This is a genomic window from Falsihalocynthiibacter sp. BN13B15 (assembly GCF_041205415.1).
GTDB lineage: Bacteria > Pseudomonadota > Alphaproteobacteria > Rhodobacterales > Rhodobacteraceae > Falsihalocynthiibacter > Falsihalocynthiibacter arcticus.
On the sequence record NZ_JBGFCE010000003.1, the window covers coordinates 36,374 to 57,766 of the forward strand.

Consider the following 21,393-nt stretch of genomic DNA (forward strand, 5'->3'; position numbering starts at 1 on the left):
TGGACTCCTAGGATTATCGGTCTGGGGGCAATAGGTGGCTAAAGGGCACCTGCACTTCGATCGTTGTGCCATCGCTGGTTGAATTCATCATAAAGGTGCCATCAAGTTGATCCACACGTTCTTGCATATTACGCAGGCCGATACCGTTTTCAACTCGGTCCTTGCGCGCTTCTGGGATCCCTTGGCCATTATCGGAGATCACGAGAGAAGCACCGTTTTTATGGCCACCTACGCGTAGGCTAACATGCGTAGCCCCCGCATGTCGCTCAATATTTGTCAGGGCTTCCTGGGCGATACGGTAAAGCGCGATTTTGCTTTCTTGGTCGAGGCGGTTGCGAAAAACAGCGGTTTCGATCTGGGTTTTGATACCGGTGCGCAGACTGAAGTCTTTAATCAAAGATTGCAGCGCGGGACCTAGGCCAAGATCATCTAGCATACCGGGGCGCAGATCACGACTAATTCGGCGGACTTCTTGGATCGCGCCGTTAAGGTGCGACACGCCCTTATCGAGGCTGTCGGCGGCATCGGGATCACCGTTATTCATGCGGCGACGGGTCAGTTCCAGCGCATAGCGCACACCAACAAGGATTTGACTAATGGAGTCATGCAATTCGCGCGCCACACGGCCGCGCTCTTCTTCTTGGGTGTCAAACACCCGTTGGGTGAGCTTTTTAAGCTTCACATCGGCCAAACGGCGTTCGCGAATATTGAGGGTCAATCCTGATAAAAACACCAAAAGGAGGGCGCCAAGGGTGATCGCCCCGATATAGAGAAAGGTCTGGCGAATTCGGTCGCCGACCTGTGCGCGGGCTTCTTCGGTTGTTTTGACCACATCGTCAATGAAAACGCCTGTGCCCACGGCCCACCGCCAGTTTTGCAGCCCAATCACATAGGTGATCATCTGGCTGGTTTCGCCAGTGGAGGGTTTTTCCCACGTATAGGTGTGATACCCCGCGCCCGTGCGCGCCAGTGAGATCAACGCGTCGACAATGGGGGTGCCTTCGGGGTCTGTCAGTCCCGCCCAATTGCGCCCGATTAGATAGGTTTGGCGTGGTGAGACGAGGTTATTTCCGTCGTAGTCGAACACAAAATAGCTGCCATCGTCGCCATAAGTCATCGCCGAAAGGATTTGGGTGACCCGCAGTTTTGCCTGATAATCGTCGGGCGCGGCGCGACCATAGATAAAGAAGAATGCGGAGCGGGCGAGGTTTACATAATTTTTCAATTCGGACTTCTTGGCTTCAATCAGTTCGCGTTCCAACTGTGCTATCTCGTATTCCGCCAGTTCACGGGACTGGTTGGTTACCACAACTGCAATCGCCGCCGTCGCGAGAATAAGGGGCAGGGTGGCCAACATAAACAGCTTTTGCCCATAGCCAAATGAGAGGCCATATACGAAAGCTGACAGTTTTTGGAAATGCGGGGGTCGCAACGGGGGCAGTTATCCTAATTAAGCGGCGAGTCACCTCGCACGTGAGATAGAGAATGAGGCCAAGTCGCGTGATGGTCAAACACCCTTTCAAGGGAATGCGCGGGAATCAATGTTGATTAAAAGGTCAAAATATTGGTTTTGGTCATTTTTTCTGACCGTCTGCGTAGGACTGGGTATTGTGGCGTGGCCTTAACTAAGTAGTCTGCACCTACTATTAACGAATGTCCCGACCAAAGAGTCGGACATTATAAAGGGGAGGAGACCTTTATGGATCGCCGTTCATTCCTACGGACATCTGCACTTGGTGGCTCTGCTGCTGCCGCTGCATCACTCGCAACACCCGCGCTCGCTCAGGGCACACGCGTTTTGACAATGGTAACATCTTGGCCACGTGGCTTTGCTGTTCTTGACGACGCTGCGAGCTACTTTGAGAACGCTGTTAACACCCTTTCGGGTGGCGACCTCATCATCGAGAAAAAAGCACCGGGCGAGCTTGTTGGCGCGTTGGAAGTGTTTGACGCTGTGTCTTCGGGCCAAGCTGATCTTTATCACTCGGCTGACTATTATTTCTTGGGCCAACACCCAGGTTATGCTTACTTCACTGCGGTTCCATTTGGCGCCACAGCACAAGAACTGACCAACTGGTACCTTCACGGTGGCGGCCAGGACCTTCACAATGAACTGGGTGAAATCTTCAACCTGCGTTCCTTCCTTGCTGGGAACTCCGGTTCGCAATCTGGTGGTTGGTTCCGTTCCGAAATTAACTCCGCAGAAGATCTCAACGGCCTTAAGTTCCGTATGCCGGGTCTTGGTGGTAAAGTTCTGGGTAAATTGGGCGCGTCTGTTCAAAATATCCCCGGTGGTGAATTGTACCAAGCTCTGTCGTCTGGCGCTTTGGACGGTCTTGAGTGGGTTGGTCCGTTTGCGGACGAACGTGCTGGCTTCCAAGAAGTTGCCAAAGTGTACTACACAGCGGGCTTCCACGAGCCGGGTTCCGGCCTTGCGGTTGGTATGAACCTTGACGTGTATAACTCCCTGTCGCCAACACATCAGGCGATCATTGATTATGCAACACAAGCCACAACACACTATAACTTGAGCGAAACGCTCGCAAACAACGGTGCCGCTTTGGCCCGTCTTCAGGCGCAGGGTGTTAAAACCCTTCAGTTCTCTGATGATGTTTGGGATGCATTTGGGACGGCTTCCAAAGAAGTTATGGACGAAAACATGGATGACGCATTGTTCCAAAAAATCCGTGCGAGCTTTGAAACATCCTTGGCGTCTTCGTCTTCTTGGATCCAAAAATCGGATGGTTTCTACGTAGACCAACGGACCCGTGTTCTGGGCAACGGCTAATTTGCCCCACTAACACTATCGGAAGGGCCTTTTGCGATCTCGTGGAAGGCCCAACCCGAATCTGACCCGCAACCAGCGGCGTTATCATAGACATTAAATTAACAGGGGGACTTCGATGCTTAATGGCATTGTCTGGTTCTTTCAGAACATCCTAATGGCGTTCTACAATTTCGGGTTTGCGGTAACGCATCCGCAAATGTGGCTCGATTGGTCGGACCAAGCATCGCTTATGCGGTTCATCTACTATGGTGGCTCGATTGAGTTTTTCTTTGTGGTCTTCACCGGCTTTCTCGTGCTCACAGCCTTCGGGATGTGGAAAAATCAATTCATGTGGGGCTGTGTGCGGGTGCTCGAAGGCATCTCTAACGGTGTCGGTCGGTTCTTTGCTTGGGCCGGCCTTTTGATGGTTCTGCAACAGATTATCATCGTGTTCGTGCAACGGATTTTCACTCAAGCCCAAATCACGTTTGGCTTTGGTCCCGCACTGGCCCTCGACATCAGTTGGTGGGCCGAAGAGTTGAAGTTTTACAATGCTTTGGTCGTGGCTCTTTGTGCGTCTTACACCTTTGTTCAGGGCGGCCACGTGCGTGTGGACCTTGTCTATTCGGCCGTGAGTTTCCGCGCTAAACGCGCAATTGATATGTTCGGGTCGATCTTCTTTATGATGCCCGTCGCGGTTCTGGTTTGGATGTACGCATGGTTCTTCTTGTGGCGTCACCTCGTGACCCCGAAAGTCTCGGCGACCGACACCATCGAATTGCTCTCGAGGAAAGCCAAAATCCTCAAGTGGAACGTCGAAACCATCGGGTTCTCGCCCAACGGGTTCAACGGCTATTTCTTGTTCAAAATCCTTATCGTCGCCTTTACCGGTATGGTTTTCCTCCAAGCAATCGCGTTTTTCTATCGCTCCTATCTTGAGCGCAAAGAAGGACCCGAAAGTGATGGGAAATACCTCGACCGTGACTCGCTTGGCGCGGGTGAAGAAGCCTACGAAGGCACGCATTAATTTTAAGGGGCACTACCTATGTTATTTGGACTCGATGGCGTCGAAGTCGGCCTAATCATCGTCTTCCTCAGCCTCTTTGCGGGCATTCTCTCGGGCTTTCCGGTGGCGTTTGCCATCGGTGGGGCGGGGGTGATATCCTTCGGGATTATCGCAGCATTAGACAGCGCAGGCATCTTGATGCACGCCTCGGTGGACACCAGTTCGGTCGCCTATCGGGCCTTGATCGACTCAGGGTTACACCAAGACGTGATCTCTTTGTTCCGATATCCGGATTTGCCCGTTATTGAGGTTCCGCTGTTCCCAAGCCAATTAGACCCCTCTGTGGGCGGTGGCTGGGAAATCGCGATGAACCGCAACTTGTCGTTCATCGTAAACCGTATGAACGAACGGGTGTTCGCGGGGCAATCCATTGAAACCCTGCTCGCGGTTTTGATGTTCGTCCTGATGGGGATCACACTTGAACGCTCCAAAATCGCGAACGATCTTCTGACAACTATGGCGCGGGTCTTTGGCCCTTTGCCTGGCGGTTTGGCGGTTTCGGTTGTGGTTGTGGGCGCGTTTCTTGCCGCGTCAACGGGGATCGTGGGGGCAACAGTTGTCACCATGGGCCTCCTGTCACTTCCCACCATGTTGCGCCACGGCTACTCGCCGGAGCTTGCAACGGGGGTGATCGCAGCCTCTGGGACGTTGGGGCAAATCATCCCGCCGTCCATTGTTATCGTACTTTTGGGCACGTTGGCGGGGGATCTCTATTCCGCCGCTCAAGAAGCCCGCGCAATGGAAGCTGGCTGTACGGATGCGCTGACTTATCTTGGCGAAGCGGCCGTGGTTTCGGTTGGGACCCTGTTCCAAGCGGCGATCCTTCCGGGGGTCATGCTGGCGGTTCTTTATGGTGGCTATGCGTTTATCTATGCGCTGTTTAACCCGTTAAAAGCACCTGCGGTTGTCTTTGAGGGCGTTGCCAATACGGAAGGCAGTGGTCGCAACAGCCTCACATGGTTCGTAGCGATGCCTGTGATTGCCATCGGTGGTTTGATCCTTTTGAGCCAAGCGAATATCGTGGGAAGCCAAAATACCAACGTCGACAGCTATTCCGATGCGTCCAAAGCAGCTAGCTTGCGCACAAATGTCGGGGACAGCTGTCAGGCGGCGATGATTAACTTGCACGGCCAAGAAGCTTGGGATCTTGCGATTGATCAACAAGAGGCGATTAAAGAGTCCGGCGGGGCTGTTAAAAGCCGCGAGCTGACACCAGAAGAGTATGAAGCAGCAACCGTTGCGAAAATCTCTAGCATCGCACCAATTGGCACAGGCATTGCAATCTTCTTTGTGTTGATGGGGCTTGCGCTCACTACGGCGCGCGGTGTGGCACCATATGCCAATACACGTCCCTTGGTTATTGGCGGCGCAGGGGTGCTTCTCGCCTTCATTATCGACGCATTTTTGATCGCGCCGACAACATCCCCCGGGGGGGCAACAATCCTGTTGGCCGTTCCCGGGTTGATGCTGGCCTACGGTGTTCGCTATGCCTCTGGCTTGTTGGCGCGCAATGAACTTCTGCGGGTGGTGTTCCCACCTTTGGTTCTGATCATTGCGGTTTTGGGATCGATCCTTGGCGGGATCACCAACCCAACACCGGCTGCGGCGCTTGGCGCGGGTGGTGCTTTGTTGCTGGCGGCCTATCGTCGCCTGCAAGAGCAGGGCGGTTCGGGTAAAATCATCTTGGTTTCGGCCTTCGCCGTAGTTGTGATGATCCTCGTTGGGGTGAACTTCGATCTTCGGATTACACGTTCCAGCGTTCCGTTTGAAGATTGGGTTGCCTACTTTGTGGCGCTTGCAGCTTACTTGATGGCCATGTTTGGCATCCTGTTCGCCTGTTATGTTTTGTTCCGCAACAGGGTGCTTACCCCGATTGTGCGCGAAACGGCCAAGGTCACGAGCATGGTGTTTACCATCCTTATCGGCAGCCAAATGCTCAACCTTGTGGTGATCTCCTTTGGTGGTGAGCACTATATCCAACAATTCCTGCGCAGCTTTGATGACGAGTTCAAAGTGTTCTTGCTGGTGATGGTGGTGTTGTTCATTCTTGGCTTCGTGCTCGACTTCCTCGAGATCATTTATATCGTGATCCCGATTGTTGGACCGGTTATTTATGGCGGCACGATGGACCCAAAATGGGTAACGATCATGATCGCGGTGAACCTGCAAACAAGCTTCCTAACGCCGCCCTTCGGTTTCGCGCTGTTCTACTTGCGAGGGGTCGCCCCCAAGGAAGTCACGACGCGACACATCTATCGCGGGGTCGTACCGTTTGTCCTGATCCAAGTCGGGGCGCTTGCGGTTCTCTACTTCATACCGTCGATTGTGACGATCGTTCCAAACCTTATCGGAAAATGATCAGGTTCAACGGACACTAAAACAGGAAAGGGCGTCTCGATTGAGACGCCCTTTTTCGTTTAAATCCACAGATACCGTGAGGAACCGAGGCTAGACGTCACTCTGTATTTGGGTGGCGTGCCGCGGCGTTGCGGCTGTTTGGTAGGGTGATCTGGGCCACTTGGTCGGCCAATTGATCGCCAAATTCTGGGCCGTCATCTTGGCTGAAATCTTCGGGGTCAACGACTTTGACCCACGCCCCGTTTTTGTAAACTTCCAAGGCTGAGAAACGTCCCTTATAGCCCATTTTCGGGCTGTTAGGGACCCAATACCCCAAATAGACATAGGGCAGGCCAGCCTCGCGGGCGATCTCAATATGGTCTAAAATAATGTGCGTTCCCAAACTGTTGCGCGCCAAATCTGGGTTGTAAAAGGAATAGACCATCGACACGCCGTCATCAAAAACATCGGTCAAACACACGGCTGTTAGGCCGGTGTCCACATCGGGGGTGTCTTCGGGCGTTACATATTCCACAACGCGGCTGCGAATGGGGGTTTCCTCAATCATGGCCGCGAATTCAAAGACGTCCATTTCCGCCATGCCGCCATCGGAATGGCGCGTTTCAAGATAGTGTTGAAACAGGTTGAACTGTTCTTCGGTGGCCCAAGGGGAGCGCGCCTGGCGTTTCAAATAAGCATTTTTGCGTGTGACGCGCTTCTGGCTCTTGTTGGGTTTGAAATCTGCCACACGGATGCGCGCCGACATACAGGCCGAACAATCCGCACAGGATGGGCGGTACAAAACATTTTGACTGCGCCGAAATCCTTGTTTGGAAAGGCTGTCATTGAGTTCCTGTGCGAACTCCCCCTGAAGCGAAGTAAATAACTTACGCTCGCGGCGCCCCTCAAGATAAGGGCAGGGCTGGGGGGCCGTCACATAAAATTGTGGGGCTACTGGAAGGCTATGACGCATATACTCTCGCTCGTTTTCCTACCTATAAGGATAGCAAGCCAAACCGTCTGCGCCAAGCCCATGCTGAACAAAGGGTTAATATCGCGACATCGAGTTAATCATCGCGGTCCCTAGAACCATATCCGTAAGGCCTTTTCCGCGGTTGCTGGTCAACATAATACCAACCGACAGAAGCTGAACGAGGAAGATTGTAAAGGATAGCGAATAGCCCAAAGTGTGCAAAACCGCCATTGAGCCGTCCAACTGGTTGCCATCGCTGTTACGCAATTCAATGCCCATCATCCGCATTCCAGGGGTCGCGGAATGGTTGGCAATGGAAACAGAGCGATAAAGGAAACCGATGGCGAGGAAAATAAAGGGCGCAATAAATACTGTCAAAAAGGCTGTAAAAATAAGCACAAGCCCCGTCAGAAGACCGATGGCAATGGTATCAATAATCCACGCGCCAAAACGTTTTTTAGCGACATCCGCGTAAAATCCGGCATGGAGCTCAGGATCAGGGAGACCCGTCGCCTGTTCGCGGTTTTGGCGGCGGTTGGACGTATCTGCACCCGGTTCAAAACCATAATCGCGGGGATCAAAATCACTTGCCATTTGAGAACTACCTATTGTTAAGACGTTAAGTTGCGGACTTGCCAGTATTTGGGAGGTGGCAAGTCCGCGAGGAGACAGGGATGCGGCGTTAATTACAACTCGATGGGGGCATCTTTGTCGGTGTTTTTAGGCGACTGTGCCTTTTTGGCGCGTTCATCCATAAACGTGTCGAATTCGGATTTGTCTTTCGCTTCACGAAGACGCTCTAGGAAGGATTCAAAATTGACTTGCTCTTCTTCGAGGCGCGACAGCGTATCGGCTTTGTAAGCGTCAAAGGCTGAGTTGCCTGTGCTGCTGAAGCCATGCGAATGACGGTGTGAATGTGCGCGGCAACCGCCACGTGATTTTGATTTGAACATACGTTTACTCCAGATCATATAGGCAAGTAGGGCGAGGCCGACGGGCCAAAAAAAGATAAATCCAAGAACCATAGCGGCAATCCAGGCGCCTTTGCCTTTTTCGTCAAGCCATGTTTCTGCTTGTGAGGGCCATGCGGTGGCGGATGTCATATCTGTCTCCATTTGTTGGGGTCGATGTTAATGTGTTTCACATCAATAGAAATGGGGAGTTTTGCGAAAAACGCAAGACCTAATGTAAATCTTTTTTACATTAACTTGATTTACTGAATTAAATCAGCATGTTGCGCGTAGGTAATTTCTTGTGATTTTGCCGAGAAAACATGGTGCGGTGTACCTGCGACAGCCCAATTTGTTGTAGCTCGATGTAGCTCGATGTAGCGTGACAGGGATTCTTGCAGTGATTGACAGAGATATCTGCAGCAAAACGTTTTTCTGATTAATAGAACCGTTTAAGTGGCCCGTCGACCCGCAAAGTTTAAACGGGCGTTAAACAGGTGGCTGCGGATCGATCTACAGTTCGGCATCTGTTGGCCTCTTTGAGCGCAGGGGGATGCCCTGCGCCCCGCAGATTAAACCACGATTGTTGTGGGCGATCCGGTGCCCTTGCGAGTAATCGCCGACACGCGATAAGTGCCAGAGGCCGGAGCGACCCAAGAGCGGATATATTGCTTTGTATATCCAGCAGCCGAGCCTTGCGGTGTTTGCGCAACCCAGCTCCCCGTGTTGCGCTCGATTTTATAGCCAAGGATTGGGCTGCCCCCGTCATTGGCTGGCGCGGCCCATGTGATTGTCGTCCCTGCCGTCGCAAGGGTTTGCACAACGGTTGGCACAGTGATGGTTCCTTCGAGCCAGCCGAAATCAACCAAGGCCCCGTAAGCCGCTTTGGCATAGATCTCGCGCCCGGCTTCGGTCGGGTGCGTCCCGTCGCCGGTCAAGCTGCTCGGCCAAAGGCCAGTCGCGATTTGCGCAAGATCGCCCGCGCTGCCGTCATTGCCGCAAAACATTGCCTCAAGCGTATAGACAAAACGGGTTCCAATGACATCGCGCACCCAGCCCATTGCGTCCGACCATTCAACGTTCCGACTGTCGCCCACAGGGTTCAACGGGTTGCTTTCGAGCAAAATATATTGCTTTGGCGCGCCGTTATATTTGAGTTTTTCCAAGACACTCATAATCGATGTTTTAATCACCAATTCGCCGCGCCCATCGGTTTCGTAAAAGGCAAGGCCGCCGATCCCGTCGAAAGACGTCATAACGTCACCAAGGCCGTTTTCAGCGAGCAAATCATGCAGAACATCGGGAAACTCTTGCACCACAAAACTATCGCCTAAAATATGCACCGCGCTGGCATCCCCCATCCGCAAAGCCTCGTAAAGCTTTTCGTCATCCAGCGCGCCTGCATGGAGCGCCACGCGGTGCGTTGTCCACCCTTCTACATCGGTGTCAATCGTTAGGCTGTGAGGCAGTAAAGTAGGGAAACAGAAATGGTCCGAGGCGTTTGTAACATCGTCACCACTTGCATAAACCTTGATCGGTTTTCCCACCTCAACAACGATAGCAACACGGCACCGATCAAAGTTATTTGTTAGAGTTGTGACTAAACCGAGAATGTATTGCTGGAAAAAACTATCAGCACCAAAATAATTCAACCGCAAACCGTCCTGCACAGAAATCAATCGCCCCCAGATCAACCGCCTGTTGAATTGCACCTTGCACAACGCCCATCTCGAAGGTTTCCAGCGGGCGTAGAACTTGCACCCTCGCCATTGTCCTCGGACCAATGGCGGACAATGGCTCGATCCCGCTTTCCGGGCTTGACCATTCTGGCTTCAAGTAATCGGTGCAGGGTGGCAAACACATCCGGAAAATTCTAACCCTGCAAAGGGGTAGCCTGATCCAAGGCCCCAACCTTTTGCTCAATCAAGGGCATGAAGTGCAGCGGATCAAAGATCATATCCGCTTTGGCATAGGACCGCTGATGCCGCGCAATCACCTCAAAATCGCAGCCAATAATGGCCTCATGCACAAAGCCGCGCACGTGGACGTCGTGATGGGCATAGGCCACCGGCACAGAGTAATCATTGCTACGGTAGCGCACCATTGAGATTGATGTGGCCCGCGTGCTGACATGGTCGCAGGCCTCATACTCTGCGACAGGCAATCCCATCAGGGCATCAATATCGGATACCAAACGCTGGCCAATAGTTTGGCTGTGGCCGCGCCATGAAGTTGCGGCGGGTATATCCGACCATGCCTTCGACATTGCCGCTCGTCCATGTCTCTCGGACCAATGGCGGACAATTCCTCGCTCGTTCCCTCGCGTAGGCCTGCCGAACTTGTCATCAAACAGGCAATGCGATTGCAACTCGGTAAAACTCGGTGTCCGCACACGGGGTCGGACTCAAAGGATACGCGCAACAGCGATCTTGGTATTGTCATAAAGAATGGACTGCGGGATGCCATCAAAGAACGCAAAGGCAGACACATGGCCATCACAGAACGGATCGGTTGTCTCCGCAGGGTATCCCTTCACAAACACTGCGTTAGAATGCGGCAGGCTCATCCCGCAGGCGCTCAAAGATGCGCTTGGCTGTGTTGCGCTGTTTTTTGATTTGGGCTTTGTCTATGCGCAGCATCTTCGCTATCGTCTTACGGTCCTTGTTGAAATAACGCGCGGCTTCTCGAGCAGACATACCGTCCTTCAAACAAGCACGGCTTACACGACTATAAGTATACGCAGAGTACATCCCCCGCTTTCCGAATAAACGAAGGACATAAACTGGCGAATTTTACTCCGCTACAACTGCGCCTTGCAGCCGCTTCGGTGGCCCAGTTTTGCTCTGCGTCTTACAGGCAAATGAACTTGGCCTTTCCAAATCGTACGTGTCCGAACTGGAAAATGGGTCCATCCATGGATGTGATCCAGACGTACTCGGAGAGGTTTGGGATACCATCTTCCTAGATATTGTTCTTTGCAGAGAACTTAGAAAATCCGGGGAAGGCCGCAAAGACACGGACTGCAATCGCAGGAAATATCTTACAGTTCATTCAATTTTTTTTGGCGAAAACTGATCATGCCAAAACCTAAGTATGACCAGAAATTCAACCCTTTCTTTCGATTGCGCACGAAGGCAAAACGGGCAGATTTATTGCACGTATCGCTAGCAAAGCTGAAGAAACTGACAAAGCTAGAGGGCGGTTACTTCGCCTTTCAGAAACCTAAAAAAGACGGAACTTTGGGGGATATATGCGTCCGATCTTTTCGGTTGCTCGACATCGAAGATTTTTTCCAAGCTGCACCTTTAATAAGGTGCTGTGGTTTTTTCGTTCGCAGATGCAGTGCGCGCCAGTTGTTGCATTGATCTAGGCAAAGATTGCGACTGAAAATGACGTGTTGCCACAGGGAAGCCCATGTAGCCCTATTTTAGCATTCTTTGCTTATATCGACATGTAGACCGAGATCGAGATCGATGAACGGGTAGCTGCCGACGGTTGCAAGCAAAGCGTTGATGCTGGTGACCTTACAAGGTCGAGCGATACAGTCCACGAAAGTGCTGTTTGGGACATAAGTAATTCTTAATCGACTTGGCCATCTTTCCAAGCTGCGGGATGATATTAATAAATCCAAAGCATCATCCCCGATGAAAATTAAACTTGAAGCTCAGTCGCGTGGACGACTAGCTCAGATCAATCAAATTGACGCTGGCAACGCGCGAATAGGTTAAACGGCAAAGTAGCGTAGAGGCTGCACGTGGTCCACAAACGCTCCTTTCACGCACTATCGCCAACAAACCCGATTGACGTCACTAAACACTATTCAGAATCCGAATAGTTGTTGAAGGTTTTTGCCCCTGCTGCGTTGCGGAACCCTTGCAGTTTGAGCTCTAAGCCGACCTTCGCTGCGTTTGCATCCATTGGCAACCGTGGGGTCAAATTAATTGATGCTGCATGCTTCACCAACAAATGCTAACCGCCACCTCCTGAACTATTTGAGAACGTTGATGCCTACCTAACGACCTTCAGGGATTGAACGATAGTCTGCGGGCGAGGTCTTTTACCAGTGCGACTATGTTAGCGCGCGCCACGCCGGGGGACCCTCCGTCGACGTAGAACCGCAACAGCAGTGCTTCTTTTTGGGCAGGTTTCGTTTGCAGACGCAACCTTGCGCCGTGGTTGGTCTTGGCGATTACGGTCACGCGCACGTCGCCCACGCCCTTAAGATTGATTGTGCCGACTGTGCCCAGAGGGTGCCCCAGCCCTTCATAGCGCAACGTGTCTTGCGTCAGCGACTTGATGAGAACGGGTAAGGGCGTTCCAGCCACAATCAGAGAGGTTTTCTCCGGAGCGTCGGCGATATGCTTTTACTCACGCGGTAATTCGACAAATGCTATCAACGTCATCGACAAGACGAGGACATTGTAGAGCGTCCAGAACAACACCACAGATTTTCCCTGTCCCGCGTCATTGAATGAAAACCCGTCGAAGAATATGCCGATCAGCAGGCCCCCGATGGTCAGCAGCAGCAGGATTAAATAAGGCCTCAGCAGATCCCACTGAATGATGATACGGCTGCGATCGCCGCCTTTCGCCGTCACTTTAAAGGGGTGGCCATTGGGTTGGATCAGGCCGACGATGGCCGAGCGGGCGATGGGGATGGCCCCGAGGATCTGGCTGACGTCGTTGAGAATAGGGATGACCATGCCCCGCGCGACCACATTCATCGCCAACAGAACCCACATGTAATAAACCCCGAAATAACCGATCACATCGGCAACTTCGGCATTCACGACTGTGATGTTGAAATACCAATACAGCAGCGGATAGGTCAGCGCCGCCAGTCGGAACGGGAACGTACTGAGCCAGTAGAGGACGGCGTCGATCACGCTCCACCTATCGCGCAAACGCAGGTTGTTGCGGGCAAACGGCCCGACGCGGCTACGCGCGATTTGCATCATACCCAGACACCAGCGGGACCGTTGCGTGACGTATTCTTTGAGGCCCTCGGGGGCGAGCCCCTCCGTCAGCGGTTCGTCCAGATAGGCGGTGTCCCAGCCGCCATCGCGCAAGACCAGCGTCATCATGAAATCTTCGGTGATGCTTTCGGTGGGAAAGCCGCCAACGTCCTGTACCGCCTGCCAGCGCATGACAGACGATGTGCCACAACAAAACGCAATGCCCCAAGCATCGCGTGCGGGCTGTAAATGATCAAAAAAGAACCGCTGTTCGTCGGGATAAGACCGGCTTAGCCCAAGATTATGCTGGATCGGATCGGCGTTAAAAAAGTGCTGTGGGGTTTGCACCAAACCAATTTTCGGGTCATGGAACAGTGCAAGTGAGCGGCTGAGAAAACCGCGGTGCGGCACAAAATCGGCGTCGAGCACGGCAATGTAATCGGGCGGCACCGCGTCCTGCGCCAACACCCGTAGCGCATTGTTCATATTGCCTGCTTTGGACCCGACATTGTCGTCGCGCGTAACATATCGGACACCCTGCGTGCCGCAATAATCGCGCAACCAGTCGCGGCGGCCATCGTCGAGAACCAGCACCTCTTTGTTGGGATGATTCAGTGCTTTGGCCCCGATGATCGTGCGTTCAAGGATTTCAAGCTCTTCGTTGTAGGAGGCAATCAAAATGGCGACACGTGGGGGGGACGCGGCGTCCCACCAGTTAATCTGCGCTGTCGCTTCGTCCCCGCGATGGCGGATGCGTGACATAATCACGAATGAGCTAAGCGAGCTGATAATCGACAGGGCCTCAAGCCCCAGCAGCGACCAACTGGCCAAACAGTCCCAAGTTAATCCCGCCGGAGCGATAGTTTCGGTCGCGCGCCACCACAGATACCGAAGCGCCAACACTCCAGCAACCGCGAACATCGTGCTGCGATGCCAGTGGTTCTTTTCGTCAAACCACAGCGGCAAAATAATGGCGATCCCCAACACCAGCATGACACGGATGAGGCTGCTTTCGATGTCACTCAGATATAGGAACTCGTGCATTTACTTCAGCAAGTCCCGAACCCAGTCCAAGGGGCGCGTCTCAAAGAACACTCGACCTGTTTGGCCGACCGTGCAGCGCAATTCCGTATTCTTGCGCAACTCCGGCACCAGCAAGGCAATGTCATAGCGTTCAAGGTGTTTGATCGACGGTGCGACCGCCAAGTTACGGTAGATCGTTTCAGCACCTGCGCCGGCGATGCGCGTGATCGTCCCGTCATACAGCGTTTCGACACCTTCCAGCCGGAACTTGGCGGGTTGGCCGACGCGCAGGCGGTTATAGACGTTGTCGGGCACCGAAAGAGTGACCAAGGCTGAATCGCAGACCATCAGTTTCAAGATATCCTGCCCGCGTTGCACGACCTCATTGTCATCGGCGAGAACTTCCCACAAAAGACCGTCGGTCGGGGCGGTAAGGTTGGCACTCGAAAGACGGGTAAGCCGCGTATTTTCCTCAAAAAGGCGCGCGTCAATGGCAGCAAGTCGGCTGCGGGCCTCGCTTAAATAGACGTTGAGGTCCGAATGCCCAATGCGCGTATCTGTCCGCGGGCTGCGGTTTGCCAAAACCTCCGGATCGGCGGAGCTGTCGCTGGTGTTGGCTTCGACCTGATCTGCACCGAAAGCCACGAGGCGCTCAACTTCCGCCGCAGCAAAGGCAAGCTCCATGCGCAGGTCGTCACGCCGAACACTATCGACCAGCGGATCGTTCAGCGTCGCCAATGCCTCACCTTCTTGAATAACCGTCCCGAAAGGACGCATCGGCATATCCAGCGTTCCCGCAATCGGCGCGCGTACCGTCGACAATCGTGCGTTCACGACCGCGTCTGAACTGACGCCCGTGATTTGTTCACCAACAATAACCCAGAGGGCAAACAGGATCACTATCAACCCCACCAAAAGCCTACCAAATCGCATCTCGCAACCCATTCATTTTGTGGAAAACTGCCCCATGCAGCAGACGAATCAACTCTTCGTAAAGACGAGTTTCTACGTCATCCTTAGTCTAGAATTATGGCAGAGTGAGAGAATTTTTCATTACGTATTGTCCAGCGCCATAAAAATTTCGGGCTGAAGATACACAGGTGGCAAAGCAGCCGTTCTCACGAAGTTTAGACAAAGAATGGTCTCCGGCAGAAATGATCCATGGATCAAAACCGCATGCCGCTAATCGCTCTGTGGCCACTAATATTCATTTCGTCTGCATAGCAGACCCTGGTGCATTCCGTAGCGAACGGATCCTTTCCGCCCTTAGTGTTTAATGACACGAACGGCCGATAACTGCCCTTCATATAGGTAGCGACTAAAGGCAGCTTCCAACTCAAAGCGGCACTAGCACCAAAATTCTGGTGCGCTGACGTTGCGATAGCCGCCCGCACGATCTATCTCTGTATTGACTGTAATAACGTGTTCAGTCTGGAGAAAATTCGAGGAAATGAATGCATGATACCTCTCTTTGTCTATCCTCTGCGAGGAGATTGACAAAGAGGGCGACTCGTTCGTTGTTGCTTTCCCGCTTCCTTCAAAAAGTAGTTCCCAAAATTGCAAATGGGGCTACAATTAGAATCTAATAGCGAAGTATTTTTTTAAACTTTTTGATTAATAAGGGGGGGTAGCAATGAACCTGAATTCAGCAAAGTTCAAGTTTACATTGGCCGTTGCAATTGCGGCGGCGTCACATTTTTCGGTCACAGCATCCGCGCAAACAATCACAGGTACTCCGGGAACGCCGTCGGCAACGACGACCATTAATGGTTTACAGATTCCGGTGCCACCTCCAGAATTCAAAGGCAAGATCGAGCGCAATGCGACGGCATCAGAGCCTTACTGGGCACCGCAAATTGCTCCGGCCAAAGGGTCGCCAAACGTCCTTTTGATTATGACCGACGATACGGGCTATGGCACTCCGTCGACGTTCGGGGGTGTGATCCCGACTCCTGCTCTGGATCGGGTCGCCGCGATTGGCGTCAGTTTCACAAACTTCAATTCGACGGCTCTGTGCTCGCCGACGCGGGCGGCGCTTATCACGGGGCGCAATCACCACTCCGCCGGATTTGGCGTCATCGCCGAACAAGCCACCGGATACCCTGGTTACAACAGCATCATTGCCGATGACAAAGCGACCGTCGGCACCATCCTAAAAGACAACGGATACCGCACATCGTGGTTCGGCAAGAACCACAATACACCCGCCTTCCAAGTCAGTTAGAATGGCCTCTTTGATCAGTGGCCTATCGGCATGGGTTTTGAGTATTTCTATGGGTTTATGGGCGGCGACACCAGCCAGTGGACACCAGGGCCGTTGATGCGCAACACAACTCCGATTTATCCTTATGTAGGCGACCCGGACTACAACTTGATCACGGCCATGGCGGATGAAGCCATCGATTATATGAACCGGATTAATACGCTGGCACCTGAGCAGCCTTTCTTTGTGTATTATGTTCCGGGCGGCGTGCATGCGCCACATCACCCAACCAAAGAATGGATCGACAAGATCAGCGATATGCACCTGTTTGACAAAGGGTGGAATGAACTGCGCGCGACCATCTTTGCCAATCAGAAAAAGCTGGGCGTTATTCCCCAACAGGCGGAGTTAACTCCTTGGCCAAAAGATTTGCTGAAACCTTGGGATACTCTCACGGACGACGAAAAGAAGATGTTCATTCGTCAAGTTGACGTGTTTGCGGCTTATGTTGCCTATACCGACCACGAAATCGGCCGCGTCATTCAAGCCGTCGATGATATAGGCAAACTTGATAACACGATTATCATGTACATCAGCGGCGACAACGGCGGCAGCGCCGAAGGCACTTTGATCGGCACCCCGAACGAGGTCGCGGCGTTCAATGGCGTGAATGTTCCAATCAAAGATCAGCTGTCTGAATTCTACGACGAATGGGGCAGCAACGAAACCAACCCCCACATGACAGTTGCATGGTCTTGGGCCTTTGACACGCCGTTCTCATGGACCAAACAGGTAGCGTCACACTTTGGTGGCATTCGTCAAGGGATGGCCATCGCTTGGCCAGATGTGATCAAAGACAAGGGCGGTATTCGCCACCAGTTCCACCACGTTATCGACATTGTTCCGACAATCCTTGAGGCGACGGGCATTACCCCACCTGCCGTGGTCAATGGCGTTCCACAAAGTCCCATCGAGGGGGTCAGCATGGCGTATCTGTTTGATGCGGCCAACACCGACGCGCCCTCAACACACCACACCCAGTATTTCGAAATGATGGGCGATCACGCCATCTATCATGACGGCTGGATTGGCAGCACGAAAGTTGTGCGTCCACCGTGGGAAATCACCGGTCCTGTGAACCAAGACCCCGCAGGCACACCGTGGGAACTCTATGACCTGAATAAAGACTGGACACAGGCGCACGACGTGGCGGCGGAAAACCCAGAAAAGCTCAAAGAAATGCAGGCGCTTTTCTGGAAAGAGGCCGAGAAATATCAAGTCCTTCCCTTGGATGCGTCCGTGGCGACCCGCTTGGTCACACCACGGCCAAGTTTGACGGCTGGACGCGATGAATTCGTCTGGAAAGGAACCTTTACCGGAACTTCGAACGGCGATGCTCCTTCGGTTCTGAATACCTCCTACACGATCACGGCAGAAGTGGATGTACCCGAAGGTGGCGGCGATGGCATGATCCTCACACAAGGTGGCCGTTTCGGCGGATACGGCTTCTATCTTCTCAAAGGCAAACCCGTGGTGACTTGGAACCTGCTGGACCTTGAGCGGATTCGCTGGGAAGGCGCTGATGCCCTTAGCGCTGGCAAACATACCGTAGAGTTCGACTTTAAATATGACGGACTTGGTATGGGCACTCTGGCTTACAATAGCATGAGTGGCATTGGTCGATCTGGGACTGGTGAGTTGAAGGTCGACGGTAAGGTTGTCGCCACGCAAAAAATGGAAAAAACCATTCCATTGATTTTGCAGTGGGATGAAAATCTGGATGTCGGGGCCGACACTGGCACCGGCGTCGACGATAAGGATTACCAAACCCCGTTTGCGTTCACTGGTACGCTGGAAAAAGTGACCCTAAAGGTGGCTCCTCCGGTTCTAACAGAAGCTGACAAAACCAAGCTGAAGGAAGCTATGGTTACCAAAGACTAAACGGCAACAACAGTTTCCACACCCCGCAGTCTATCGCTTCGGGGTGTGGAAATACTGAAACGTCCTCAACGATTGGTTGGGGAAATTGCTATAAAAACTCCCTAAATATGGCCAAAGTAGCTCGTATTTTTGCTATAAAACCCCCTCACCAGAAACGAGCCCTCCCAAAATCGACTGACGGCGCTCAAGGACGCCAGTTGGTTCTGTCGCAAAGTTTTCCCATGGCAAAGCAATGCGGGTGGCTTGCCTTGAAGGAATTTGTTTTTTTGCGAACCCTAAGCGCAGTTTTAAACCCCGCTAACGTTGCCGCTGCTCAATAAAACGTCTTTAGGCCGAGCATTGGCCCCGCTCTTGTTGGTTGCACTCTGGTCTGGCATTCCGCCGTCGTCAAAGTCGAACGTTTTTAGTCTAAATCTCGTTTCAAATTGCCAAAAGCCATCCAACTAAACGTCGAAAACGAGCAAATATCGAGTGTTCAAAATTGATCGATGAACGAGTGTTTCATTGAGTTTGTTCCACCTCCAAATAAATTACTCGTGGTCGAACTAACGAGTGACAATGTAAAAGGTTTGGTCTGATGAAAACAGTTGGCAATCGAATATGTATATCAAAAGCAACAGGCCAATATATGGTATTTGGGTCACTTCCTTGTCTGCAAAGCAGACATTAGCGCTTGAAAGAGCGAAGGTCTGCATCCCGCCCTAAGTCGATATGTGCATGGTGCAGGATTCGGGACATTTCCCTTTCCCATCACGGTCGCGAACTGCCCAAAGCTGCCGTTTGCAGTCTGTGCTGATGCCGCATTGCAGCTTCACACAAGCGGACATTGAGGCATGCAAGTTCTTGCGCTCGCGAACCGGTATGCTCAGTTGGACCTGTCGAGTTACATGAGCGTTTTTGTGATTATTTGCATAATGGCGTCGAACCAATAGGGGTATTGGGTTGTGACGGTTTCGTAGAACTTGACGATCAACAGTTTGTTGTCAGCGATCCAACTAATGACGTCGGCACTGATCACCGCATTAACGGCGACTACAACCTTCGACGATTAAATCGCCCAGACCTTCCGAGCAATCGCACTAATGATATTTTGATACGGTTCTGTAAGGACACCTCGGCGATCTGTGCAGAGGGTCCTTCACCCTTTGCAGCGTCCTGATCGAGTAGTGATAACGGAACTGCAGCTTCGGCTATTAGCACTGTTGTCGCGCTTGTTCGTGTATCGGCAATCCTATCATCTACTTTTTGCGCTTCTGGGTCGCGTGGCCCATTTAGGTATTCACGCATTTTCCGCTCAACCTCTGAGGCTCCTAGATGGCTTAAAAAGAATATTCCATGGGGTTCAAGCAGTCTTTCAGACCAGCAGCAGTGATGGTCGGGAGTTCGTCATTTAGTCGACCTTTGTTAACAGCGCTGCCATGCGCTTCATGCCGTGACCTAAGGGTGTTTACTGCGGACCAAAGGGAACTAACGAGGATATCTATTTTTGGTCGATCAAATTGCGAAATTTTGAGGCAGTTTCGACAAGGGAGGCTCGTTCGTTATCGCCGTCGCGGACCGATGCCATGAGAGCGCGGACTTTTTGGCGACATTTTTCCTGCAGAGATCGCGGTTCTCGGTCGTTCGGGCCAAGAGGTTTGCGGTTTGCGCCGATGGGGCCGTCATCGGGCAATAAATAGGTCGGGGCGTTTGGTCGTTCATCTGGAATAGTCTTAGATTGCGGCCATTCAGTGAGTGAATTCAGGTAGTCGAGGGTTTATTTGTACGCTCGCACGTAGCGACAATTTCAGAAAAAGCTTAGAGTTTGTGGTCGAGGTTTTCTACTGCGCAATTTGCGAAAAGTAGGCCATTATCAAATAAGCTGTCTCCCTGTATTCTCAAATCTTTGATCGGGCGCAGGTCGCTGATACGCGAGCCGCGAAGATCCAGCGTGGTCAAGCTTAAGAGGGAAAAAAGAGGATCTGCGGAAGCGATTTCTGTGGCGTTGAGATCAAGCTCAGTCAAGTTTGTGAGGGTATTGATTTCCGGTGGGATAGCTTCAAGATCTTTGTCCCAAAACTAAAGTTGCTCGCGTCGAAGTTACTGGCGATCAGAATTTGGACCCTTTTAAAGGCGTCTTGGGCTTTGGACATGCATCAGCTCCCTTTGTGGGTAAACTAGGAGCAGTGCTATGGGATAGAAAGGGCGTGGGTCTTCTGGAACTTTTCAGCCTTTCCAGCGGGTTGCTCCCAGTTGGGACCGTCCTTACCTGTTCACCATACTGGGGAGTTCGGAAGGGCGCTTCTGGCCGGTATTCGTCGGAATTGCAGCAAAGGCCCGCAATCCATCCGTCGTGGCGGTTTCAACTTAGCTCTGTATGGTCGAGCGGCGAAGTTCTCTTTTGGCGCTCTGTCGATCAAAATTCTCTAATCGCAGCGAAAGTCCGGTTCCCGCCGACAGAGTTGATCCCCTTGATTCGTGCCACAATAAGTCCAAAATTTCTTTCCAGTTCAGAAGGTTTTATCAACTTAAATTGCCGGTCAAACGGGCGCCTGAAGCCCCGTGAACCCCATAATTAGCGCCCTTTGAGCGTAACTGTGGGGTTTGCAGCTATTCTTTGATTTCGCCAATACGGGCTTAAACCGCCATTTTGACACTCGAATGATAGGCTCTATGGAATGCCAATTTTGGTTGCACAACTTTTCGCCGGGCCCTTTAAATAAGGCCTGTCACGGCATCATCCCACTTGTTCCCGCTTACTGCAGGTTACGGTGTCAAACTACATTCTAGGAGACGGGGATCAAAAAACGCACGTGGTTGGGAAAGGTGCCCAATCGGAGAGACGCCGCCAATCGCGAACCCTGTTTGGGCGCGAATGAGTTTTGCGTCCGCTTTTCCCAACGTTCCCCCGACGAGGGCGCTCGCCGTAATCGCACAGATTTTCTTGCCGCCCGCCGTGATGAAAAGCACTGCTGAGCCGTCTTCCTCATTTCGGGAAATGATAGATTTGGCGATTTGATCCACCTCACAACTCGCTGCATTTGCTGCGGCTTGAGCGGTGCGCGTGCCTTTGCTCACTTCAAGAATTTTGACTTTCAGGCCAGCGGTTTGGAGGGCCGCTCGGACAGGTTTTATACTTTTGTTCATTGGGGAATGCCTCAAATCTCTTCAGGGTCCACAAGGCTTATTGACCCTCCCG

At 52.3% G+C, this 21,393-nt stretch carries 17 protein-coding genes and 1 pseudogene; 4 read left to right on the top strand and 14 right to left on the bottom strand.

What is annotated here, in order from left to right:
* Positions 1 to 13 precede the first annotated feature (13 nt).
* Complete coding sequence (locus AB9F26_RS05460) at positions 14 to 1,357, bottom strand: cache domain-containing protein (protein ID WP_335586525.1); 1,344 nt, start codon at positions 1,355 to 1,357, stop codon at positions 14 to 16.
* Positions 1,358 to 1,699: 342 nt separating this feature from the next.
* Here AB9F26_RS05460 and AB9F26_RS05465 point away from each other — a divergent pair, with 342 nt between their 5' ends.
* The 3 genes from AB9F26_RS05465 (at position 1,700) to AB9F26_RS05475 (ending at position 6,191) form a co-directional block, all read left to right on the top strand.
* Complete coding sequence (locus tag AB9F26_RS05465; protein ID WP_335586526.1) at positions 1,700 to 2,788, top strand: TRAP transporter substrate-binding protein; 1,089 nt, start codon at positions 1,700 to 1,702, stop codon at positions 2,786 to 2,788.
* Between the two features lie 115 nt (positions 2,789 to 2,903).
* Entirely contained in the window at positions 2,904 to 3,794 is an 891-nt protein-coding gene (locus AB9F26_RS05470; RefSeq protein ID WP_052275122.1) for a TRAP transporter small permease subunit, read from the top strand.
* An 18-nt stretch (positions 3,795 to 3,812) separates the two neighbouring features.
* Positions 3,813 to 6,191, top strand: a complete 2,379-nt coding sequence (locus AB9F26_RS05475; protein WP_335586527.1) for a TRAP transporter large permease subunit — start codon at positions 3,813 to 3,815, stop codon at positions 6,189 to 6,191.
* Positions 6,192 to 6,288: 97 nt separating this feature from the next.
* Here AB9F26_RS05475 and AB9F26_RS05480 read toward each other — a convergent pair whose 3' ends face one another.
* The 11 genes from AB9F26_RS05480 to AB9F26_RS05530 form a co-directional block, all read right to left on the bottom strand.
* Complete coding sequence (locus AB9F26_RS05480; RefSeq protein ID WP_335586528.1) at positions 6,289 to 7,143, bottom strand: arginyltransferase; 855 nt, start codon at positions 7,141 to 7,143, stop codon at positions 6,289 to 6,291.
* Positions 7,144 to 7,218: 75 nt separating this feature from the next.
* Positions 7,219 to 7,737 (bottom strand): RDD family protein, encoded by a 519-nt coding sequence (locus AB9F26_RS05485; protein ID WP_082802324.1) that lies wholly within the window; start codon positions 7,735 to 7,737, stop codon positions 7,219 to 7,221.
* A 92-nt stretch (positions 7,738 to 7,829) separates the two neighbouring features.
* Positions 7,830 to 8,246, bottom strand: a complete 417-nt coding sequence (locus AB9F26_RS05490; protein ID WP_039004335.1) for a DUF2852 domain-containing protein — start codon at positions 8,244 to 8,246, stop codon at positions 7,830 to 7,832.
* Between the two features lie 419 nt (positions 8,247 to 8,665).
* Entirely contained in the window at positions 8,666 to 9,745 is a 1,080-nt protein-coding gene (locus AB9F26_RS05495; protein ID WP_369767495.1) for a fibronectin type III domain-containing protein, read from the bottom strand.
* Positions 9,726 to 9,854, bottom strand: coding sequence for a hypothetical protein (locus tag AB9F26_RS05500; protein ID WP_369767496.1), 129 nt, complete (start codon positions 9,852 to 9,854; stop codon positions 9,726 to 9,728). Before AB9F26_RS05500 ends, AB9F26_RS05495 begins: the two co-directional genes overlap by 20 nt.
* Before the next feature lie 112 nt (positions 9,855 to 9,966).
* Positions 9,967 to 10,359, bottom strand: a complete 393-nt coding sequence (locus tag AB9F26_RS05505) for a hypothetical protein (RefSeq protein WP_369767497.1) — start codon at positions 10,357 to 10,359, stop codon at positions 9,967 to 9,969.
* Between the two features lie 138 nt (positions 10,360 to 10,497).
* A complete protein-coding gene (locus AB9F26_RS05510; protein ID WP_369767498.1) occupies positions 10,498 to 10,659 on the bottom strand; it encodes a hypothetical protein in 162 nt (53 codons plus the stop codon).
* Positions 10,640 to 10,789, bottom strand: coding sequence for a hypothetical protein (locus AB9F26_RS05515; RefSeq protein ID WP_369757920.1), 150 nt, complete (start codon positions 10,787 to 10,789; stop codon positions 10,640 to 10,642). Before AB9F26_RS05515 ends, AB9F26_RS05510 begins: the two co-directional genes overlap by 20 nt.
* A gap of 1,326 nt (positions 10,790 to 12,115) precedes the next feature.
* Positions 12,116 to 12,418 carry a hypothetical protein gene (locus tag AB9F26_RS05520; RefSeq protein ID WP_369767499.1) on the bottom strand — a complete coding sequence of 101 codons (303 nt, stop codon included), beginning with the start codon at positions 12,416 to 12,418 and terminating at the stop codon, positions 12,116 to 12,118.
* 39 nt (positions 12,419 to 12,457) lie between these two features.
* Positions 12,458 to 14,092, bottom strand: a complete 1,635-nt coding sequence (locus tag AB9F26_RS05525; protein WP_369767500.1) for a glycosyltransferase — start codon at positions 14,090 to 14,092, stop codon at positions 12,458 to 12,460.
* Positions 14,093 to 14,971 (bottom strand): HlyD family efflux transporter periplasmic adaptor subunit, encoded by an 879-nt coding sequence (locus tag AB9F26_RS05530; RefSeq protein WP_369767501.1) that lies wholly within the window; start codon positions 14,969 to 14,971, stop codon positions 14,093 to 14,095.
* Between the two features lie 733 nt (positions 14,972 to 15,704).
* Here AB9F26_RS05530 and AB9F26_RS05535 point away from each other — a divergent pair.
* A pseudogene (locus AB9F26_RS05535) lies at positions 15,705 to 18,215 on the top strand (arylsulfatase).
* 1,797 nt (positions 18,216 to 20,012) lie between these two features.
* Here AB9F26_RS05535 and AB9F26_RS05540 read toward each other — a convergent pair.
* Together AB9F26_RS05540 and AB9F26_RS05545 are read right to left on the bottom strand one after the other, a co-directional pair.
* Entirely contained in the window at positions 20,013 to 20,219 is a 207-nt protein-coding gene (locus AB9F26_RS05540) for a hypothetical protein (protein WP_369767502.1), read from the bottom strand.
* 741 nt (positions 20,220 to 20,960) lie between these two features.
* Positions 20,961 to 21,341, bottom strand: coding sequence for a YbaK/EbsC family protein (locus AB9F26_RS05545; protein ID WP_369767503.1), 381 nt, complete (start codon positions 21,339 to 21,341; stop codon positions 20,961 to 20,963).
* Positions 21,342 to 21,393: the final 52 nt, after the last annotated feature.

Bases quoted from the DNA above. Each gene is read 5' to 3' on its own strand.
- AB9F26_RS05470 (WP_052275122.1), top strand. From the start codon at position 2,904: ATGCTTAATGGCATTGTCTGGTTCTTTCAGAACATCCTAATGGCGTTC.
- AB9F26_RS05465 (WP_335586526.1), top strand. From the start codon at position 1,700: ATGGATCGCCGTTCATTCCTACGGACATCTGCACTTGGTGGCTCTGCT.
- AB9F26_RS05460 (WP_335586525.1), bottom strand. From the start codon at position 1,357: ATGTTGGCCACCCTGCCCCTTATTCTCGCGACGGCGGCGATTGCAGTT.
- AB9F26_RS05485 (WP_082802324.1), bottom strand. From the start codon at position 7,737: ATGGCAAGTGATTTTGATCCCCGCGATTATGGTTTTGAACCGGGTGCA.
- AB9F26_RS05505 (WP_369767497.1), bottom strand. From the start codon at position 10,359: ATGTCGAAGGCATGGTCGGATATACCCGCCGCAACTTCATGGCGCGGC.
- AB9F26_RS05545 (WP_369767503.1), bottom strand. From the start codon at position 21,341: ATGAACAAAAGTATAAAACCTGTCCGAGCGGCCCTCCAAACCGCTGGC.
- AB9F26_RS05490 (WP_039004335.1), bottom strand. From the start codon at position 8,246: ATGACATCCGCCACCGCATGGCCCTCACAAGCAGAAACATGGCTTGAC.
- AB9F26_RS05480 (WP_335586528.1), bottom strand. From the start codon at position 7,143: ATGCGTCATAGCCTTCCAGTAGCCCCACAATTTTATGTGACGGCCCCC.
- AB9F26_RS05510 (WP_369767498.1), bottom strand. From the start codon at position 10,659: ATGAGCCTGCCGCATTCTAACGCAGTGTTTGTGAAGGGATACCCTGCG.
- AB9F26_RS05515 (WP_369757920.1), bottom strand. From the start codon at position 10,789: ATGTCTGCTCGAGAAGCCGCGCGTTATTTCAACAAGGACCGTAAGACG.
- AB9F26_RS05475 (WP_335586527.1), top strand. From the start codon at position 3,813: ATGTTATTTGGACTCGATGGCGTCGAAGTCGGCCTAATCATCGTCTTC.
- AB9F26_RS05525 (WP_369767500.1), bottom strand. From the start codon at position 14,092: ATGCACGAGTTCCTATATCTGAGTGACATCGAAAGCAGCCTCATCCGT.